Annotated in this window: 17 protein-coding genes; 10 read left to right on the top strand and 7 right to left on the bottom strand. The window is 50.7% G+C overall.

Going from position 1 to position 16,725, the window contains the following annotated elements; translation table 11 throughout:
• Window positions 1-84: 84 nt before the first annotated feature.
• The 4 genes from ACJJIY_RS06425 to pilG all read right to left on the bottom strand — a co-directional run bounded on the left by ACJJIY_RS06425 (window position 85) and on the right by pilG (window position 3,936).
• The gene (locus ACJJIY_RS06425) at window positions 85-2,226 is read right to left on the bottom strand and encodes a methyl-accepting chemotaxis protein (RefSeq protein WP_413664075.1); all 2,142 of its coding nucleotides are present in this window, start codon (window positions 2,224-2,226) and stop codon (window positions 85-87) included.
• Window positions 2,227-2,386: 160 nt separating this feature from the next.
• Complete coding sequence (locus ACJJIY_RS06420) at window positions 2,387-2,926, bottom strand: chemotaxis protein CheW (RefSeq protein WP_444892581.1); 540 nt, start codon at window positions 2,924-2,926, stop codon at window positions 2,387-2,389.
• Window positions 2,927-2,942: 16 nt separating this feature from the next.
• A complete protein-coding gene (pilH, locus tag ACJJIY_RS06415; protein WP_108731421.1) occupies window positions 2,943-3,305 on the bottom strand; it encodes a twitching motility response regulator PilH in 363 nt (120 codons plus the stop codon).
• A 235-nt stretch (window positions 3,306-3,540) separates the two neighbouring features.
• Window positions 3,541-3,936, bottom strand: a complete 396-nt coding sequence (gene pilG / locus ACJJIY_RS06410) for a twitching motility response regulator PilG (protein ID WP_020413651.1) — start codon at window positions 3,934-3,936, stop codon at window positions 3,541-3,543.
• Window positions 3,937-4,286: 350 nt separating this feature from the next.
• On the opposite strand from pilG, the gene gshB reads away from it, so the two are divergent.
• The 10 genes from gshB to ACJJIY_RS06360 all read left to right on the top strand — a co-directional run bounded on the left by gshB (window position 4,287) and on the right by ACJJIY_RS06360 (window position 13,953).
• Entirely contained in the window at window positions 4,287-5,243 is a 957-nt protein-coding gene (gshB, locus tag ACJJIY_RS06405; protein WP_445359309.1) for a glutathione synthase, read from the top strand.
• A 92-nt stretch (window positions 5,244-5,335) separates the two neighbouring features.
• Window positions 5,336-6,247 (top strand): energy transducer TonB, encoded by a 912-nt coding sequence (locus tag ACJJIY_RS06400; protein ID WP_444940225.1) that lies wholly within the window; start codon window positions 5,336-5,338, stop codon window positions 6,245-6,247.
• A gap of 34 nt (window positions 6,248-6,281) precedes the next feature.
• Window positions 6,282-6,866, top strand: coding sequence for a YqgE/AlgH family protein (locus ACJJIY_RS06395; protein ID WP_282930307.1), 585 nt, complete (start codon window positions 6,282-6,284; stop codon window positions 6,864-6,866).
• Window positions 6,867-6,886: 20 nt separating this feature from the next.
• Window positions 6,887-7,309: a Holliday junction resolvase RuvX gene (ruvX, locus tag ACJJIY_RS06390; protein WP_413664071.1), complete on the top strand. Its 423-nt coding sequence runs from the start codon at window positions 6,887-6,889 to the stop codon at window positions 7,307-7,309.
• A 77-nt stretch (window positions 7,310-7,386) separates the two neighbouring features.
• Window positions 7,387-8,304 carry a hydroxymethylbilane synthase gene (gene hemC / locus ACJJIY_RS06385; protein ID WP_445359308.1) on the top strand — a complete coding sequence of 306 codons (918 nt, stop codon included), beginning with the start codon at window positions 7,387-7,389 and terminating at the stop codon, window positions 8,302-8,304.
• Window positions 8,273-9,088: a uroporphyrinogen-III synthase gene (locus tag ACJJIY_RS06380; protein ID WP_445359307.1), complete on the top strand. Its 816-nt coding sequence runs from the start codon at window positions 8,273-8,275 to the stop codon at window positions 9,086-9,088. The genes hemC and ACJJIY_RS06380 overlap by 32 nt, the downstream gene beginning before the upstream one ends.
• A 120-nt stretch (window positions 9,089-9,208) precedes the next feature.
• Entirely contained in the window at window positions 9,209-10,537 is a 1,329-nt protein-coding gene (locus tag ACJJIY_RS06375; RefSeq protein ID WP_445359306.1) for a uroporphyrinogen-III C-methyltransferase, read from the top strand.
• Entirely contained in the window at window positions 10,534-11,784 is a 1,251-nt protein-coding gene (locus tag ACJJIY_RS06370) for a heme biosynthesis HemY N-terminal domain-containing protein (RefSeq protein WP_445359305.1), read from the top strand. The genes ACJJIY_RS06375 and ACJJIY_RS06370 overlap by 4 nt, the downstream gene beginning before the upstream one ends.
• Before the next feature lie 88 nt (window positions 11,785-11,872).
• Complete coding sequence (locus ACJJIY_RS06365; RefSeq protein ID WP_445359304.1) at window positions 11,873-12,901, top strand: alpha/beta fold hydrolase; 1,029 nt, start codon at window positions 11,873-11,875, stop codon at window positions 12,899-12,901.
• Between the two features lie 101 nt (window positions 12,902-13,002).
• Window positions 13,003-13,953, top strand: a complete 951-nt coding sequence (locus tag ACJJIY_RS06360) for an IS5 family transposase (protein WP_444895065.1) — start codon at window positions 13,003-13,005, stop codon at window positions 13,951-13,953.
• A gap of 317 nt (window positions 13,954-14,270) precedes the next feature.
• Here ACJJIY_RS06360 and ACJJIY_RS06355 read toward each other — a convergent pair whose 3' ends face one another.
• From ACJJIY_RS06355 to ACJJIY_RS06345, 3 genes are all read right to left on the bottom strand, one after another.
• Window positions 14,271-14,600, bottom strand: a complete 330-nt coding sequence (locus tag ACJJIY_RS06355) for a hypothetical protein (RefSeq protein ID WP_413664065.1) — start codon at window positions 14,598-14,600, stop codon at window positions 14,271-14,273.
• Between the two features lie 307 nt (window positions 14,601-14,907).
• Entirely contained in the window at window positions 14,908-15,411 is a 504-nt protein-coding gene (locus ACJJIY_RS06350) for a hypothetical protein (protein ID WP_445359303.1), read from the bottom strand.
• 86 nt (window positions 15,412-15,497) lie between these two features.
• A complete protein-coding gene (locus ACJJIY_RS06345) occupies window positions 15,498-16,718 on the bottom strand; it encodes a serine hydrolase domain-containing protein (protein WP_445355248.1) in 1,221 nt (406 codons plus the stop codon).
• Between the last annotated feature and the right edge of the window lie 7 nt (window positions 16,719-16,725).

Raw genomic sequence — 16,725 nt, 5'->3', positions numbered from 1 at the left:
AACTCGCGGATTTATCGGAAGCAATTCCGTGCGCCCCTTTTGCGCCCGGCCAACTTTCATAATGGCCGGGCATTATTGTGTGGGTTAGGCCAGGGCCCGGTCTTCGCGGGACTCCAATGAATGAGTATCTTCACCTTCAATAGCGAAAGTATCTGTATCCATTTCCGGCAACTCCACGTCATACAGCTCGCTGTTGCTTTCAACACTTTCCTCTTGCGGAAGTTTGAAGCCGGCAACGGATTCGCGCAGTGCACTCGCGGTCTGCGCCAGGTTACCAATGGACTGGGCGGTAGCTTGGGTACCCGCAGAAGTCTGCGAGGTAATTTCCTGAATCACGTTCATCGTGTTGGAAATGTGGCCTGCAGACGAAGCCTGCTGACGGGCAGCGTTAGAAATGTTCTGAATCAACGATGCCAGGTTGTTGGATACACTTTCAATTTCTTCCAGTGCAACACCCGCATCCTGGGCCAGACGAGCTCCACGTACCACCTCACTGGTGGTTTGTTCCATGGAGATTACCGCCTCGTTGGTATCGGACTGAATCGCTTTTACCAGACCTTCGATCTGCTTGGTTGCAGCTGCAGAGCGCTCCGCAAGTCGCTGTACCTCATCCGCAACCACCGCGAAGCCTCGACCGGCATCACCGGCCATGCTCGCCTGGATCGCGGCATTCAATGCAAGAATGTTGGTCTGGTCGGCAATGTCGTTAATCAAACTTACGATATCGCCAATTTCCTGGGAGGATTCACCCAGGCGCTTAATTCGCTTGGAGGTATCCTGAATCTGCTCGCGGATGTTATCCATGCCTTTAATGGTGTTCTGTACCACCTTGGCGCCATTACTTGCGATATGTACTGAGCGCTCGGCTACCTGGGCAGATTCGGAGGCGTTGGCAGATACCTGGTCAATGGTGACCGCCATTTCGTTAACCGCGGCAGAAGCTCCGGCAATTTCCTGTGCCTGGTGCTCAGAGGCCTCGGCCAAGTGCAGTGCAGTCTGCTGAGTTTCCTGGGACAAGCCAGATACTTCCTGTGCAGCGCCATTAATCCGCGATACCAGCACACGCAGCTGGTCAATAGTAAAGTTAATGGAGTCGGCAATCGCACCAGTAAAGGCTTCGGTTACCGTTGCAGAGGTGGTCAAGTCACCGTCGGCGAGGTCGGCCAGCTCGTCCAGCAACTGCATAATCGCGTGCTGGTTACGCTCGTTGGTATCTTCCTCTTTTTTCAGGTTTCGGCGGGTACCGGAGAATGCCATCGCCATCATACCGAAGATCAACAAAACGAAGACCAAAGCCAGTGCAGCAATGGTCAAGTTGTTGGGCTGGCGATCATCTGAAAGGTTTACGATTCGGTCATTCAGCGTACTCAATGCTTCGATCAGCTGGGGAGATGACGCGATAATGCCGTCAGAGGCCTGGCGGGTAGCAAACAGGGCTGGAGTTGCTTCGAAGATATCTCGTACGGAGGTGCTTACAAAGCCGAACAGCTCAGTAATTTCATCCAATGAGTGGCGAGCCTCTTCATCGGTGATACGGGAAATCCCCATCACCACATCGCCGCTCTTCATACCGTCAACCACCTTACCGAAAAGACTGGCGTCGGTATTAAACTGGTCAGCGGCGGCTTCAGCATCATCGCCACCTTGGAGCATTTTATCGATATTTCGACCAATACGCTCCGCACGCCAAACCTGCAACTGGGCCTGTTCCACCTGATTTGCCGGGGCGTTGTTAGCCAGCAGAATTTCTACAATATTGTTGTGCTCAGCCTGTAATTCCGGAAGCGAGTCACTCAGCGTTGAAGCGATATCGTTAAGAAATACGATGGTTTCCTGGTTGCCGATAATCGTGTCGACCTGCTCGCGCAAGCTGCGCCAAACCTGATCGTAGGCAGACAGCTGAGCACCCAGGGCGCGGCGACTATTGTCATCCATTCGCTGAAGCTGGTTCCAGGCATTAGCCATTTCTTCGGTAACATTTTCCAGCTCGGTAAAGGCCTCACTATCGCCTGCGGTTGCCGCCGGCGCATAGGAAACTACCTGATAGGAAAGGGCCCGCAACTCGGCGACTTGCTGCAGGTACTCTTTATCCTGCTCGTCTCGAGTCTGTACCAAATAAATACTGACAATAAGCCCCGCCAGCGTGGCGAGTACCAGTAGACCTAATACCAGCGCGGCAGGGTTACTGCGCAGCGCGGAAAAGGAACTCTGGGAGCCTGGTTTCATAATTTACTCCTAGCGGGCCATTGCATTAGGCCGGTTTAATACCACTTTAGTTTTAACGCTTTAATGACAAGACCCCTCAGTCAGTGCTGTACATCCCTGCACTAATTGCGGGCCATCCGGTCGACCACCCTCGGCTACCGGAAAGAAAGAACTGGATTAGTCAGCGTAAAGCTGCATCCATAAAACGCGCATCCTTGATCAGTGCCCGCATATCGAGAACGAGCCAACGATGCTGCTGTAAAACAAACTGGCCGTGCACCATTGGCGCAAATGGTTCACTCAAATCTGTCGGTGCCTCACGGGCATACTCAAACGCCAAGTGCTGCATCCCAAACAATTTATCCACGATAAGCCCCACGTAGGTCTTATCCCTCTCGAGCACCAAAACACGACGTTGCTGGCGCGGACCTGAGAGGTAGCCGCCATAAAAAGCTGCGAGATCAATAAGGGGAAGCAGGCGACCACGAACATTAGAGACGCCTTTTACCCAAGGCTGAGCGCCCGGAATAAAGGTGTGCTGTGGCACTTCGAGCAATTCCACAACGTCATCCATGGAGGCGACAAAGTGGTTATCCAGAAGAGAGAAACCGATACCGGTCCAGTAGGGTTTGATTTCCCGGCGGCCAGGCAGGCCAGTGGCCTGCGCTTTGGCGCGCCGTGCAATATCAACCAGAGCTAAATAAGGTGTTTGTGACTGCACTTTTCGCAGCTGGCTATTAGGCCAACACCTCCCCGATCGCATCCAGCAATTTGCTCTCATCGACAGGTTTGGTCAGGTAAGCCCTGGCTCCCTGGCGCATACCCCAGACACGGTCTGTATCCTGATCTTTGGTAGTTACCATAATGATCGGAATTTCACCGGTATTGCTGTCTTTGCTCAATTGGCGGGTGGCCTGGAAACCGTTGAGACCCGGCATCACAATATCCATCAGGATCAGATCGGGGCGCTCGGCGCGGGCTACTTCAACTCCGCTTTCACCGTTGGGAGCGGTGATTACTGCGTGGCCATTTTTTTCAAGAATGGTTGTCAGCTTATGTGTTTCTGTAGGAGAGTCATCAACTATTAGTACTCTTGCCATCATTTCCCCCATGACATCTTTTCGGCAACAACTACTGCGCTCGGCGGTTTTTGTTGTGATTATCCTCGCTAGCATGTGCCGAGATGCACTATGACTACCGATAGTGTGGGTACAAAAATCAACCGGTCTGTAACAACCGGAAAATCTGTACTCTAATTAAATTTTGGTACCGAGCTTGTGGGCACAATGCCCACAATGGAGTCCGTTATCTATATTTTCTTTTTTTGTAGGCCACTTATGCGGCATGGTGCGGCTTGGCATGAGCGGAAATAGCACCCAGCAGCTCGCTCTTACTAAAAGGTTTGGTCAGATATTGATCGCAACCAACAACACGCCCTTTTGCCTTATCGAACAAACCGTCCTTACTCGACAACATTACAACAGGGGTGGAGCGGAATTCGCTGTTATTTTTTATTAACGCACATGTTTGATAGCCATCCAGGCGCGGCATCATAATATCGACAAAAATGACATCCGGACGGGAGTCCGCGATTTTTGCTAACGCATCAAAACCGTCTGTCGCGGTGACCACGGTACAGCCCGCCTTTTGCAGCAACGTCTCCGCAGTGCGGCGAATTGTCTTACTGTCGTCGATCACCATGACAGTCAGACTTTCCCAGTTAAGCTCCATAGTCTTTTTTGAATCCCCTGTTTACTTATTTTCGGGCACGCGAAAACTTTAGTTGCGCCCTTTTTTCAAACCGCTTGCGGGGTCCGGGCGCCTAGCCTGGCGAAGGTCGCACGCTGAGACGAACTTTTATCACAGAACCCCAGGCGAATCTAGCTGAGTCGACACACTGCAGGCGACGCAGTTCAAATTATCACCACTTATACATTCATTGGAGGTATTGCGCTAAGAAGGTTGCACCTTCGCAAAGCTGCTCTTACCTTATCTATCCAACAACGCTGGTAGCGACCACAAATTTGGGAGCAAAACCAGTGATAACTGGGATAGAAATACCCAACGATTTGGAAACCCGTATGAATTATTCCCTCGGTGTGGTGATGGACCCCATCGCCCAGATCAATTTTAAAAAAGATACGACGCTTGCACTGTTACAAGCCGCACAAGATTGTGGTTTCCAGCTGTTTTATTTCGAGCAGAGCCATCTTTACCTGGAGAATGGGCGCGCAACTGGGCGCGGCTGCCCTATGCAGGTTTTTGATGATGAGAATCGTTGGTTTTCTCTGGAAGAGTCCAGAGAAATGCCTCTCGGCGAGCTGGATGTAATCCTGATGCGTGTCGACCCCCCCTTTGATAATGAATATATTTATTCCACTTATATTCTCGAAGCCGCAGAGCGCGAAGGTGCAACGGTAGTCAACAAGCCCCAGGCGCTACGCGACTGCAATGAGAAAATTTTTGCGACAAGTTTCCCCCAGTGCTGCCCACCGGTTCTAGTCAGTCGCGATATGGCCAAGCTGCGGGAATTTCACCGAACTCATCAAGATGTCATTTTTAAACCTCTAGACGGTATGGGCGGTGCAGGCATCTTTCATTGCAAACCAGATGGCGCCAACCTTGGAGCAATTCTGGAAATGCTTACCGAGCACGGCCGCCAGCAGATTATGGCGCAGCGTTACATCCCCGAAATCAAAGACGGTGACAAGCGTATCCTGGTCGTTAACGGTGAAGCGATTCCCTATTGCTTGGCGCGAATTCCGGAAGCGGGCGAGACTCGCGGCAATCTTGCAGCCGGCGGGCGCGGCGAAGCACGCCCCCTGACCGATAGAGATCGTTGGATCGTTGAGCAAGTCGCTCCCACTTTGAAGGAAAAAGGTCTGTTATTTGTCGGGCTGGACGTTATTGGTGACTACCTAACAGAAATTAACGTTACCAGTCCCACTTGTGTACGGGAAATTGATGCCGCTTACAATACGGACATAGGCGCGCGACTAATGAGCGGCATCACACACCTGCTGGCACAAAAAAGGTAAACTGGGCGTTTGATAACTCTCAGGGCGGTTTACCACTGAGAACAAGGCTGTGTGAAACGCACGCCCGAATAAGTAGTAGTTGATAATAGATAATGAATTCCTCTGCCAACGCGACACAGTTTCATGCAATGCAGCGTGAACGCTTTGTGTTCTCATTATTTCTAGCCGCCGCGTTACATGCGCTAATTGTTTTCGGAGTGGCTTTTGCTGCTCCGAAAGGTGCACAGGCGCCACCGACACTTGAAGTCACACTTTCTTTGCAAAATTCCGCTCAGGCCCCAGAGGATGCTGACTACTTGGCACAGCATAACCAATTAGCCAGTGGTACCGCAGACTCTCGGAAAGAGTTATCCACTAAGCGCCGTGCCGAGTTTGCCGATACGCAAATTCATCGCGTGACGCCTTTGCCACAACAACAATCTGCGCGGCCAGCAGAACAACGCCGCCTGTTAATTACCACAGTTGGTGAGAGCCCGATTCAGGCTCCTGAACTTTCGGCAGAAGATAAGTTATCCGAGGAAAAGCGCGGCGACGCACCCAATGACCTGCCATTGAGCAACCCTAAAATAGCTAGCCTAGAAGCGCGTCTCGATAAAATTCGCCAAACTATTGCCGAGCGCCCCCGAGTACGCAGATTGACATCTGTAGCTACCAGAGCCTCAGCCGATGCCGCTTATTTACATGAATGGCGCCAGAAGATAGAAGCTGTTGGCAGTGATAACTTTCCCGAAGAGGCCTTGGAAAAACAAATTAGTGGCGAGTTACGCATGATGGTGCGGTTGCTTCCCACCGGAGCCGTCGAGAAGGTTGTTATTCTTCAATCCTCCGGGGAGCGCATTCTCGATGATGCGGCCCAACAAATTGTGCGTCTGGCTGCTCCCTTCGCTCCCTTCCCAGTAGAGATCAAGAACGAGGTTGATCGACTGGAAATTATCCGTACCTGGCAATTCGAAAGAACCGGGGGACTTACTACTTCTGCGGGGGATCTGCCCAGCCGAGGCTAAAATGGGCTTTCAACTGGCGGTTTATTACTGATCTATGCCTAATTCGAATATCGATAGCGACCTGACTCACGGAAACCTGCGCGGCCAGTTCCTTCTGGCCATGCCCGGTATGGAGGACCCGCGCTTCAAACACGCTATCGCACTGATTGTTGAGCACAATAGCGACGGTGCCATGGGCATAGTTATCAATATGCCCAGTAAAGTGCACTGGCACGAGGTATTCGAGCAGCTGTCTCTGGAGGATCTCAGCTTGCGCGGTGACGAACCAGTTCTACTGGGCGGTCCCATGTCACCAGAGCAGGGGTTTGTACTGCACGGCACCGGCATGCACTTCGACTCTACCACCGAAATCAATTCAGATATCAGCCTGACTGCCTCCAAGGACATCCTCGAATCCCTCGCCGCAGGGCGCGGCCCTGACGATGTACTACTCGCCCTCGGCTACGCGGGCTGGGGGCCCGGTCAGTTGGAGCAGGAGCTGACAGAAAACGCCTGGCTGACACTGCCGGCAGAGCCCGAAACCCTATTCGCCACACCGGTCGAAAAACGCTGGCAAAGCGCCGCCGCCCGCCACGGCATCGATCTTTCCGGCCTCGGCTCCCAAGCTGGGCATGCCTAACAGAAAAATTACTGACCCCTATGAATAAACCCGTCACAGCGCTAGCTTTTGACTTTGGAACCCGCTCTATTGGCGTAGCTTACGGCCAGAGCCTTACCGGTGGAGCACGGGAACTGGCCCCACTACCCGCCAAAGATGGCAAGCCCAATTGGGACTCCGTCGAAGGCCTGATCAAAGAGTGGCAGCCCCACCTTTTACTGGTTGGCCTCCCCCTCAATATGGATGGCAGCGAAAGTGAATTTGGCGTGCGTGCGCGAAAATTCAGCCAGCGCCTGCACGGTCGCTATGGACTACCGGTAGAGCTGATCGACGAGCGTTTAAGCACTCGAGCCGCCAAGGAAGAGGCCAACGAACGCGGACATCGTGGCAACTACGCACAAGACCCAGTGGACTCAATAGCCGCACGGATAATTCTCGAAGACTGGCTGCGCACCAGGGGCTAGCCCCTCAGCTACAGAGAGCCTCACTGCATTGCGACTCTGTTAGAATGGCCGCTTCAACCAATAAGTGATTGAGCCGCATGTCTATAGATCGTATTCGCATTGCCACCCGACAGAGTGCTTTGGCCCTGTGGCAGGCCAACTATGTCAAAGACCGCCTGCAACAGGCGCACCCGAAACTTCTTATCGAGTTACTGCCCCTCACCAGCCGGGGTGACCAGGTTTTGGACATCCCACTAACCAAAGTGGGCGGCAAAGGCCTGTTCGTTAAAGAACTGGAAGTGGCGATGCTCGAAGGCCGTGCGGACATCGCAGTTCACTCGATGAAAGATGTCCCCATGGAATTCCCCGAAGGACTTCACCTGCCGATTATTTGCGAGCGTGAAGACCCCCGCGATGCCTTTGTCAGTAATATTTATGACAGCCTTGATGACCTGCCCGAGGGAGCAGTAGTCGGCACTTCCAGCCTGCGCCGACAATGCCAATTACTTGCCCGTCGCCCGGACCTCAAAGTCACCTTTTTACGGGGCAATGTGAATACTCGACTGGCCAAACTGGATGCCGGCGATTACGACGCTATCATCCTCGCTGCGGCCGGACTGCTGCGACTTGAAATGTCGGAACGCATCCGCAGCCTCCTGGCAACAGACATCCTGCTCCCCGCTGGTGGACAGGGCGCAGTGGGTATCGAGTCGCGCCGCGATAGCGAACTGGAAGCCTTGATCCAACCGCTCCACTGTCCGGAAACCGCAGCCCGACTCAGTGCGGAGCGCGCCCTGGTTAAGCGCCTCAACGGCGGCTGCCAAGTGCCTATCGGCTGCTACGCCGAGCTGGATGGTGACACCCTGTGGTTGCGCGGACTCGTTGGCAGTCCCGATGGCAAAACCATAATACATGCCGACAATCGTGGCCCTGCCGCTGAGGGAGAGCGACTGGGTACTGAACTCGCGGAACAGTTACTGGCCGATGGTGCCGATAAAATCCTCGCCGCTATCTGATATGGGCAATCTCACCCACGACCTGCTGCAGGGCAAACGTATTCTCAGTACACGGCCAACGCAGCAGGCTGATAACTGGTGTGCGCTACTGCGCGGCCTGGGGGCCCAGGTAGATAACATCCCCATGCTCGGCATAGAGCCAATTGAGGATCAAGCTGCCATACAGGCCATAAAAAACTCAATCCTCGATTTTGATCAAACGGATGTCGCAATCTTTGTTTCCCAGAACGCCGTGCGCTACGGCGTAGACTGGCTTGAAGACTACTGGCCACAACTACCCCAAGGACCTCGCTTTTTGGCGATCGGCGCGGCAACCGCTAGCGCCCTGGAAAAGCGCGGTATACCCTGCGAGCAAAGCGGCAATACGATGAACTCCGAGGAGTTGCTGCGCCTACCCTGGTTACAGCAGTTGGACGGGAAAAGAGTTCTTATTTTTCGCGGCTCCGGTGGCCGCCCTCTTATCGGCGACACCTTGAGTGATAGGGGTGCGCGAGTAACTTATTGCGAACTCTATCGGAGAGTGCTGCCACCGGAGGCTGCAACCTCCCTGGCTGAGTATAAATTCCAACCCGATATTATCAGTGTGCACAGCGGTGAAACACTCGATAACCTGGTTACCTGTATCCGCCAGATAAACCGCAATACACTCTTTGAAACCGCTCTTATCTGCCCGAGTATACGAGTTGCCAATCGGGCAAATGAGCTTGGTTTTGCCCGTTGCTATAGCGCGCTAAATGCCGGCGATAACGCTATGCTGGAAACACTGCGTAAAGCCCTCGGCTGATTTGCAATCGAATTCTCGATCGCTTTACGCTAAAAATCTTAAAACGGCGTTTAGCCCGCTATTAAGGCTCGCGCCACTCGTTATAATCTGACGACATTTTCCACCTGCGCCGCCATACCCATGACCGATAAAAAAGATCAAAATGTAGCCGCAACCAATGAGCCCCCGGAAAACACAAAGCCTGTAAAAGGCAAAAGTAATTTCGCCAAAGCCTCAGAGGAAAAAGCCTCTACGGGTAAAGCCAGCGGCGGTGCTGCGGCCAGTAAATCCAATGGGCTGTGGTGGTGGCTACTGTTCATCATCATTTTGATTACTGTGGCCTCACTGGCTTGGTTCAACTCTCCACAGCTGCGCGAACACCTTGGCGCTTACCTCAACTATCTACCCGGGAAAACGGCAGCCCCGGAGAGCACCACCACTATTCCCCCTGCAACGGAAGTGCCGGTTGCCGCTGAAAACACCACCCAAGCGCCGACCTCCAATACCACTTCGGAAACCCCAGCTGCTACCCCTGCCCCAACTGAACCCCAAACCCCCGATTATTCCGGGGAGTTCAATCAGCTGGAGCAGGCCGATGCCAATTTGCGCAATCAACTGGAGCGACAAAATCGCACTATCGCCCAACTGCAGCAGCAACTGGCTTCCATGCAGCGCAGTGTCACCGCACAGGGAAACCGCTTGGGTCAGCTGGGAAATGTAAGCCGCGACGATTGGCAATTGGCTGAGGCAGATTACCTGTTGCGTCTAGCCAACCAGCGCCTGCTTCTCGAAGACGATAGTCGCGCTGCGCTGGGACTGGTCGAGCGCGTGGACGAGATATTGCGCGATGTGGACTTACCGGATCTATACGGAGTCCGCCAACAGCTTGCCCGTGATATCACCTCACTGAAGCTGGTCCAAAACATCGATCGCCAGGGTTTATACCTCCGTCTCAGCGCCTTGGAAGAACAGCTAATCCGCACAAATATCCAACCACAATTCGATATGGCTTCGGCAGAACAACCCAGTGAAGAGCAGCCCAGCATTGAGGAGAGTGCCCCCCTGTGGAAGCGGGAGTGGCACAACTTCACCCGCTTTATGCGCGAATCGGTGCGCCCCATTGATGGAGACATCAACCCGGTAATGCTGTCCCCACAGAGTGAAGCTCGCTTTCGCCAGACTCTGCGCCTTTATATGGAGCAGGCTCAACTGGCATTGCTTCGCGGCGATACCACGGTTTACAGGGACGCTCTGGACAGTGCGCGGTCGCTACTACTCAGTTATGGCACTGCCAGTCCGCAGCGCGATGCGCTGGCCCAACATCTAACGGAACTTAGCAAACAGCGTATCCAGGTCGAAATGCCTGACCTCAGCGCCTCCCAGCTTGCCCTGCGCAATTATATTGAGCGCTTACACAAAACATCCGGCACCGCCACACCAACTGCCTCGCAACAGGAGGAGAACCAGTGAAAAAACTGTTCTTCACCGCTCTGGTACTACTGCTGCTCGGCGCTTTTCTACCGGAGGCTATTAACAATTATCCCGGCTACCTGGTAATCGGTATTGGCGGTGAGCTGAATAAAGGCTACGAGATGAACCTCTGGTTCGCAATTTTCTCGCTGGCAGCAGCTCTAATTATCCTCTTCTTTGCCATTTGGCTGGCTCGCAGTATCTTTCGCGGATTCCGAGGTAGTGTCGACCGGCTGAGATTTGGTCGCCAGCGTGTAGCACGCCGACGCCTGACCAGCGGCTTGGTGGAATTTATGGAGGGCAACTGGTCCCGGGCGCGTCGTCAGCTGCTGAAGAGCGCCCCTCGATCTGAAGCCCCGCTGATCAATTATTTGGCGGCAGCGCGCAGCGCCTTTGAGCTGGGCTTTCGTGAGGAGGCCAATGAATTACTCGCCAAAGCGGAGGCCTGTGGTGAAGATACCCGCCTGGCTGTAGCCCTAAGCCAAGCTCGTATGCAGCTCCTGGATAAACATTACGAGCAGTGTATTGCCAGCCTGGAGCGCGCCAAGCAGCTCGAGCCGAAACATCCTGCCCTGTTACAACTTCTCAAGCAGGCTTATTACCTTCTGGGTGACTGGAGCCGTCTTCGCGCATTACTGCCCGAATTGGAGAGACATGCGAACATGCCCGAAGCTGAGCTGCACCAGCTTGAACTCGAGGTGTATCAACATCAGCTGACCGAAGCAGCTAATCGCAAAGATATCGATAAATTACACGATACCTGGCAAAGCCTGAGTGGCCGCTGGCAACGCAATGAAGCCCTGCGCAGTCTCTACGCACAGCAACTGCATCGGATTGGCGAAGACACAGAGGCAGAGAAGCATTTGCGCTGGCTACTCAATCGAGCTTGGGACCCCAAGCTTGCCGAACTCTACGGCTGCCTGGTGGGGGCCGCCCCTGCGGCACAAATATCAGCAGCTGAAGGTTGGCTGAAAGAGTATGGGGAGAGTGCCGCACTGCTAACCTGTCTCGGACGCCTCTCAATGTGCAATGAACTTTGGGGCAAAGCGCAGCAGTATTTCGAGAAAAGCCTGTTGTTGCGCCAAGATCCCGCTACTTCCGCTGAACTGGCTCGCCTATTTCAATCCCTTGGGGAAAAAGACAAAGCAGCAAAACTCTATGAGGAAGGTTTGCTACAAGCAGTCAAGGACTTGCCCCAGTTGCCTATGCCCAGCCAGGGCACTCCCCTACTAGGCGCACACGCCTGAGTCATCCCCCCTGAAAGGCCGACGGGCCTTTCAGCCACTCCCCAATTGCGCCTATAGTGAACTCCCGTTTACCAATAAGGACATGGCTGTGACCCTCTTTGTGCGCTACATAGTTGCCTTACTTTTTACCGCCAGTGTGTTTTTTACCGGCCATGCATCTGCTGAATATTCAGTAACACCTCAAGATAAAGCCTTAACTGATTACGAATATCCCTATCCAGTTCATCACTTTCATTTCGAACAACAGGGGCAACCACTGGCAATGGCCTTTATGGATGTACCGCCTACAGAGGGTAGAGATGCAAGAGGCACGGTACTCCTGTTACACGGTAAGAATTTTTCGGCGGCCTACTGGAAGGAGACTATCTCCCAACTCAGTCAGCTAGGGTACCGAGTTATAGCACCGGACCAGATCGGTTTCGGAAAATCCAGTAAACCGCTTACCCAATATACTTTTCAGGGGCTTAGCAACAATACCAAAATTTTATTGGATAAATTGAAAATAAGAGAAGTTATGGTAGTTGGGCACTCTATGGGAGGTATGCTAGCTACCCGGTTTACCCTGATGTACCCGGAGCGAGTCAAAAAGTTAGCACTTGTAAACCCTATAGGCCTTGAAGACTGGAAGCGATGGGTTCCTTATGAACCTTTGGACCAAGCGATTGCTCGCGAGAAAAAACAAACTCCAGAATCTATCAAACGCTACATGAGTAAAGCCTACTTTTCTGAGCAGTGGCGCGAAGAATATAACCCGCTACTGGATATTCAAGCTGGCTGGACCCTGGGATCCGATGCGGCTCATATGGCAACCGTGGATGCCCTAACCTCCGAAATGGTATTCACTCAACCGGTACTTTATGAGTTTGCCAATATCAAGGTGCCCACCCTACTGATTATAGGTACCCGAGATCGAACAGCTATTGGCCGCAGCCGTGCGCCTGAAGCTGTACAAGAAAAATTAGGCCGGTACGATCAATTAGGCAAGCGTACAGCAGCAGAAATCCCCAAAGCCGAATTAGTTGAGATGGAGGGGGTTGGACATTTACCCCAGTTCGAAGCCTTTCCAACTTATATTGATGTTTTAAGTAAATTTCTTGCGGCTCCTATTGGAAAGTAGGACCTACAGCCTGCCCAGTAGAAACCCTATCTAGGGAACCTCTGAATAATTCCAAGCCAATATTGGTAATATTCACCTACCCATCAAGACTACGATGAATTATGCACCAAGTCACCTTTGCCGAAGCAGAATATAAGCTAAAGCGCCGTATAACTCGCCGAGAGAAGTTTCTTTCTCAAATGGAAGCCCTCATCCCATGGCAGCGACTAGAAGCTCAGATCACTCCTTGCTATCCACAAGGCAAACGTGGCCGACAGCCATATCCATTGAGTGTCATGCTCCGTATTCATTGCATGCAGCTATTTTATAATCTCAGTGATCCCGCTATGGAGGATGCACTGTATGAAATTGAATCCATGCGTAGTTTTGCTGGATTGACTTTGAGCGGCCCAATTCCCGATGAAACAACGATTCTTAACTTTCGCCACTTACTGGAGCTCAATCAGCTAGGTGCAGCTCTTTTTGATGAAATCAACAAGCATCTTGCTGAGAATGGCATGGTACTGCGTGAAGGCACGATTGTAGATGCCACTATTATCTCTGCGCCAACTTCAACCAAGAATAAAAAGAAAAAACGTGATCCAGAAATGCATCAAACAAAGAAAGGCAATCAGTGGCATTTTGGAATGAAAATGCATATCGGGGTTGATGATGTGCTCGGAGTAATACATAGCATAGATACAACAGCAGCGAATTCGCATGATGTCACAACTACAGAGCGAGTTCTCCACGGGGAGGAGAAAAGAATCTGGGGAGACTCTGGGTACATTGGTGCGGAGAAACGTGAAGAGTTGAAAGAGCGGGAGGCGGATTGGTATATAGCAATGAAGCCGAGCAAGCTAAAAACTCTTCCAGGGCGTGATGCACTTCGTAAAGCGGAAAAGATCAAGGCGCAGATAAGAGCGAAGGTCGAGCACCCCTTCCGCTACATCAAACGGGTATTTGGTTATGACAAGGTCCGCTATCGGGGACTGGTAAAAAATACTGAGAGGCTGTGCTTACTGGCAGGCTTTACCAACTTAATAATAGGGAGAAAATACTTGGCTGCCTAGGGGTGGTTCGCCTGAAATCCACCTATTGAGGGTTTCAGATGAAAAATTAGTGGACTATTACGCGCAAATTACGCGTTTGTGCGTAATAAAGTGAATTTTTCAAGCAGCTCAGCTTAATTCTGGAAAAATGCTTCGTTGATCAGAGGGTCCCTAGGAAACACATCATTGGCACAGAGACTGATGTGTAGAGCGTCCATTTTTCAGAAAGTTATAGCTTGTACGCAAGGAAACTATTAGTAATCAATGATAGTGCAAATGGCGATTTAACATTCAATAAGTCGCCGCTTGCAGACTTTCTACGAGAATTTATTTCGTTTTTAAACAGCCCAGGGCAAGCCCACAAAAAGTAGCATGGCAAAATAAGTAATTACCCCTTGTAAAAGTGCAATTAGAATAGCCTTTAAAAAACCCGTTCCAAGTACCAGCATATAGGCAATAGCAGCCAGGGGAATTGTCATTAAAATTCCAGCGCTATCCGTCACACCCGGCAACATGCCGCCAACAATTCTTTGAATAATTAGGGCCAATAGCAAAGCGAAAAGACAATAAAATACACCCGTATTTTTCGCCCCCAACATGGCAGCTGCCAACTTCAGAGGCAGAACAAGAACTGCCACCATAATAATTACAAAAATAATTAACTCCATTTGTTACCTCTCCATTTAATTTTAGTTATTTACTCACGTCCAACTTCTACCGTTTCCCAACCCCAGGAATTAGATATCCACTTGTTTTCAATGCAATATGTCGTCATACGCAAAAACACAACCCGGGCACAGTCTGCACTGTCACCCCATGCCAATATACTGGCAGCAGCATGCAAATTCAGTCGCGAATCATACTTATATAAACCAAAACCACAATAAAGTTCACAAATAAAAAAGCTGGCGCGAATTTCGCTCCAGCTTTGAGAAATAATACATCTAAACTATCAGTTAATAACGATTTGGCAGCTTATTTACGTACCAGGGTCAGGGATGAGGGTAACTGCTCCCCGTTCTTCAAGTAAGTCTCTTCCCGCTGTAACTTGCCGTTACCTAACCAGGTAAAAGAAAGGCTATCCAGACGACTCTTACTGTCCAAAGTAAAATTAGTTACATCCTTGAAAGAGAATGCCAAAGTATCTTCAGCACTATTTTTTTGCCAGCTTAACCTGGGCTGATTACCCTGGGGGCAATAGTGCGTCACTATTAAATTATCGTTATCCAAGTGGTAGGCCGTCAGGGAATGTTGGTGCCCGTTATAGAGCCAACTTTCCAGTACCACACTTCCCCCAGCTGTATCAGTAAAACTAATAACAAAATCGTCATTTTTTGCCCCTTCCTCTCTCCACTCTCCAGCTAGCCCTTTGATCTTCTCAAAAATTGCCTCTGCACCATTACCCTGGCTGGCAATTACAGGCTGAAATATTACTATCCCAAAAAATAGAATTACTAGTTTTGATAAATTCCCTATCATATTCTCATCCAACCTTAGAAAAATACACAAATAGAAAGACCTTCCTTAATATAAAAATTTCGGGAGTGGTCATCCTACAGTTGTTTTTATATTTTCATGAGGCGAATAGCAATACGCTTCATCGCATTGGCCGATTTAATATCCATGTCTCTGTTCATCAAGATAATAAAGCCATCCTTACTTTCTGGCTCAAAATACATAGCTACAAATACGCCCAGATCAGTTCCCATGTGCCCAGTAAGGCCATTGCGATCGCGCCAAAAGAAGCGCTGCGAATCTGATACAGACAGCGGTAATTGCAGACGAAACATTTCCTGATACATAACATCTGATAAGATCTGAGCTCCAGCTTTATCCCGATTATTAAGCAGCGCTAGCAAGAAATCGCTGAGGTCAGCAATGCTTACACGAACACCACCGTCGGGATATTGCGGATTACCACTGTGTGCATACGAATGAAATTGCTTGTACTCAAAAGGAGGATCAATAAATCGACCAATTAAATAATTCATCTTCTCCGCTTCACTATCTACACACAGACCGATATATGGTACACATTGCTCTACTTTGTAGGGGACTGCGATAGAGCTCAGATCTACTCCATTGAGTCTCCAATTGGCAGTCTCCATATCCAGGCTGTGGAATAAAGTATCCCGGCTATAATTGGCGAGAGACTGGCCGGTTACTGACTCAACCAATAAACCAGCTAAACCGGCAGAAAGATTACTGTATTGTCTGTGCTCCCCGGGGTTATTTGTCAGATAATAATCCCCACTACCGTACAGGCTTTCCCCTTTAACCAGCAGGGAACGTAGATGTTGCTCCAAACTGATAGAGGGATCACGATTTTCAGTGTAAGTGGTGTAGTCAAAATAATCTTTAATTGCTGCAGAGTGACTCGCCAGATGTCTCAGTGTAATTTTTTCCCCTTCTATATGTGGATTGTCGACCTTAAATGGTAAATAGCTATTAATGTCCTCATCCAACGCCAATTTACCATCGTCGACCAATTGCAACAGTGTTACGCCCATAATCGGCTTACTTATCGAGGCAATATTAAATAACGTATCCTGAGTAACTGGTTTGCCGGCCTCAATATCGGCCATCCCGTACACTTGTTGAAGCGCAAGTTCACCTTCTTTTATTCTGGCAACGGCTATTCCGGGTATAGCTGCCTCATGCATAACTGCAGGAATAAAATCTTCGATATTATCAATTCCGGCACTTTGCTTCTGCTCACTTGGTACGACTAGCAAGAATATGAAAATACCTATCGATATCAGGCCCACTAAATAAATTTTCCTCATTAAAGCA

This window comes from Microbulbifer maximicatervae (SeqCode), assembly GCF_052468155.1.
The sequence above is the reverse complement of the archived record's forward strand: the minus strand, read 5'-3'. Positions and strand labels throughout refer to the sequence as shown.

Excerpts from the sequence above, each read along its gene's own strand:
- pilH (WP_108731421.1), bottom strand. The coding sequence starts at position 3,305 with ATGGCAAGAGTACTAATAGTTGATGACTCTCCTACAGAAACACATAAG.
- ACJJIY_RS06425 (WP_413664075.1), bottom strand. The coding sequence starts at position 2,226 with ATGAAACCAGGCTCCCAGAGTTCCTTTTCCGCGCTGCGCAGTAACCCT.
- ACJJIY_RS06350 (WP_445359303.1), bottom strand. The coding sequence starts at position 15,411 with ATGATAGGGAATTTATCAAAACTAGTAATTCTATTTTTTGGGATAGTA.
- ACJJIY_RS06375 (WP_445359306.1), top strand. The coding sequence starts at position 9,209 with ATGACCGATAAAAAAGATCAAAATGTAGCCGCAACCAATGAGCCCCCG.
- ruvX (WP_413664071.1), top strand. The coding sequence starts at position 6,887 with ATGAATAAACCCGTCACAGCGCTAGCTTTTGACTTTGGAACCCGCTCT.
- ACJJIY_RS06380 (WP_445359307.1), top strand. The coding sequence starts at position 8,273 with ATGGTGCCGATAAAATCCTCGCCGCTATCTGATATGGGCAATCTCACC.
- pilG (WP_020413651.1), bottom strand. The coding sequence starts at position 3,936 with ATGGAGCTTAACTGGGAAAGTCTGACTGTCATGGTGATCGACGACAGT.
- ACJJIY_RS06355 (WP_413664065.1), bottom strand. The coding sequence starts at position 14,600 with ATGGAGTTAATTATTTTTGTAATTATTATGGTGGCAGTTCTTGTTCTG.
- ACJJIY_RS06400 (WP_444940225.1), top strand. The coding sequence starts at position 5,336 with ATGAATTCCTCTGCCAACGCGACACAGTTTCATGCAATGCAGCGTGAA.
- ACJJIY_RS06345 (WP_445355248.1), bottom strand. The coding sequence starts at position 16,718 with ATGAGGAAAATTTATTTAGTGGGCCTGATATCGATAGGTATTTTCATA.
- ACJJIY_RS06395 (WP_282930307.1), top strand. The coding sequence starts at position 6,282 with ATGCCTAATTCGAATATCGATAGCGACCTGACTCACGGAAACCTGCGC.
- hemC (WP_445359308.1), top strand. The coding sequence starts at position 7,387 with ATGTCTATAGATCGTATTCGCATTGCCACCCGACAGAGTGCTTTGGCC.
- gshB (WP_445359309.1), top strand. The coding sequence starts at position 4,287 with ATGAATTATTCCCTCGGTGTGGTGATGGACCCCATCGCCCAGATCAAT.
- ACJJIY_RS06360 (WP_444895065.1), top strand. The coding sequence starts at position 13,003 with ATGCACCAAGTCACCTTTGCCGAAGCAGAATATAAGCTAAAGCGCCGT.